At 51.6% G+C, this 2,391-nt stretch carries 1 protein-coding gene; it reads right to left on the bottom strand.

The window, feature by feature from the left end; translation table 11 throughout:
• Positions 1–109 precede the first annotated feature (109 nt).
• Entirely contained in the window at positions 110–1,771 is a 1,662-nt protein-coding gene (gene ltrA / locus AC07E5_RS09910; protein WP_005167203.1) for a group II intron reverse transcriptase/maturase, read from the bottom strand.
• Positions 1,772–2,391: the final 620 nt, after the last annotated feature.

Here is a 2,391-nt window from a genome sequence, read left to right as displayed (position 1 = left end):
TTGTCGGGTAGTCAGACGCAGTTACCTACGTCCAACCCCCTAAGAACCGTGCATGCGAGTTTCCCAGCACACGGCTCAAGCCTCTGCTAAGGCGCCATTCGGCACCCGGTTATACATCGTTGACATTGGCAAACTGAACACTCCTCGGACAATACAGATGGTAAATCTCAAGATTAGCAACTGCATCCGTTCCACCATGACTTAGCTTCACAATATGACGGCTGTGCCATGGTGTATCTTTGGTGACTGGTTTAAGACAGGCGCAGCAGCGACCACCTTGTTTTAGCCACACCCGATACAGCTTGGCTCGCCCCTTTGCGGAGACCAGCATTCTTTTACCCCATCGGGATTCGAAGTACTCATCCCATGCGGGGTCATGAGGGTTAGCAGCAGCCTTGATCTTGATATGTCGCACAATTGGCGTGTCCGAGGCAGACACTAATGTGTATTGTCGCTTCCGACCATCGGCGGACTGTTCATCACATGAGAACACCCATCGACGCGCTCCTTGTACTTTGAAATACCGATCTTTGACCCATCGGAGTGTCTTGCGAGGGTGGCGACGTACAGCCCATCGCCAGAGCATTTCCCACACTGCGTTGTCTACCTGGTTGAAAACCTTCTTGGCAACGACATGACTATGATAGTTGGCCCAACCCCTTAGAATCGGGTTGAGCAAACCGATCAAAGTGGCCTGTCGTGTCGCTTTGTTTGCATTGATTAATGCTCGCAGCTTGTCAAGATGAGCGCTGATGTTTGCCTTTGACGGCTTGATCAGTAGCTTGCCGTTGTACTTACGTACGTTCCAGCCAAGAAAATCGAACCCGTTCCCTATGTGCGTGATTTTGGTCTTTTCCTGAGAGAGCACGAGACCGCGCTGCGCCAGAAATTCAACCACGGCAGGACGAACTTCATTTTCGAGCCATTCTTTAGAATACCCTGTGATGATGAAATCATCCGCATACCGTACCAGTTGCAGCTTTTTGCCTGTCCATTTGGCGTTAGAGAACCTCTTAGCCAGCATCGTTTCCAGTCCGTCCAAGGTCATGTTGGCCAGCACCGGGGAGATAATACCTCCTTGCGGTGTTCCGGAAAGACTGGGAAACAGCTTGCTTTGGTAGACGTAACCGGCTTTGAGCCATTTCCGTAGAATCACCTTGTCCATTGGGAGGTTGGCGATCATCCAGTCATGGCTGATATTGTCGAAACAGCCTTGAATGTCACCCTCTAGCACCCACTCCGCACTTACTTTTCTTGACAGCACACCAAAGCACTGTGCTGCAGCATCCGCGGTTGAGCGTTGCGGTCTGAACCCATAAGAGTTCCGATCAGCGATGGTCTCCGCGATGGGTTCCAAAGCCAGCAGATGGAGCGCCTGCATGGCCCGGCATTTCATCGTGGGTATCCCGAGAGGTCTCATCTTGCCATTTTTCTTCGGAATAAGGACTCTCCGAAGCGGAAGGGGCGTGTAACCTCGCCTCTTCAACGACATCATCGCACCGGTCTTGGCCTTGGGTGTATTCCAAGTCACCTTGTCGACCCCAGCCGTGTTTTTGCCTTTGTTTTCAGACACTCGTTTGACGGCCAATGCTTTGCCACTAAACGAGTGAGTCAGCAGCCATTGCAAAGCTTTCGCCTTGTTATGCCTGCCGTCTTGTACCGCCTTCACAATACGCGCTTGCAGCCCTCTGACATGACGCTGTACAGCAATCCAATCGATGCTGTCCCACGATGTGCTGGAAGGTGCACACGCTGATACTGCTGCATTCATTTGCTCTCCCTCCATTAAAAGGGTTCTACACACTCTCTTGTGATGAGAGACCATAAGGACGTCAGCCCGCTTTCGCGTGGGGTAATGTTTCAACCTCTATCCAACCCATTACAGACTGGCATTCGCTTTTTCCTCGTTCCTTCGCCCGCATCACCATGGGCAGTTTTTGCAAACTGCTTTCCCAATGGGAGTAATACGGGATTTCCACGTTCCGCTTACTGAAGTACATCGGCTTAGGTGCCTGCTATCGACCGGGAGGCGTATGGGTCACGAATGCGTAGTAGAAAGACGCGATTCCCACCTCCATTACCGTTTTGGTTCGAGCGTATTAGCCATTTCCGCTCGTTCAATTTAACGATCGTTGCGCAGATTCACATGTGTTCACCATACCGATTATCTAGCCCTTGTCCGGCTATGGCTGCCAGAAGGGTACGCCTCTCACGATTGATACCCCGCACCTTGCGGTGCCTCGTTACATTGTCGAAGGCGCTCTTTATTCAGCCTTCTAGATTCACCCGGTGACACGGGTGGTTCCCGCAGGGGGAACAACTTCATTAAGCGACTTCGTGTCGCACCTCTACCCAATTGTTGCATATCGGTAGATTGCCATCATCCAGATA

This window comes from Acinetobacter seohaensis, assembly GCF_056431365.1.
Note: the sequence above shows the minus strand (reverse complement) of the source record. Positions and strands in the feature narration are given on the sequence as shown.

Bases quoted from the DNA above. Each gene is read 5' to 3' on its own strand.
- ltrA (WP_005167203.1), bottom strand. From the start codon at position 1,771: ATGAATGCAGCAGTATCAGCGTGTGCACCTTCCAGCACATCGTGGGAC.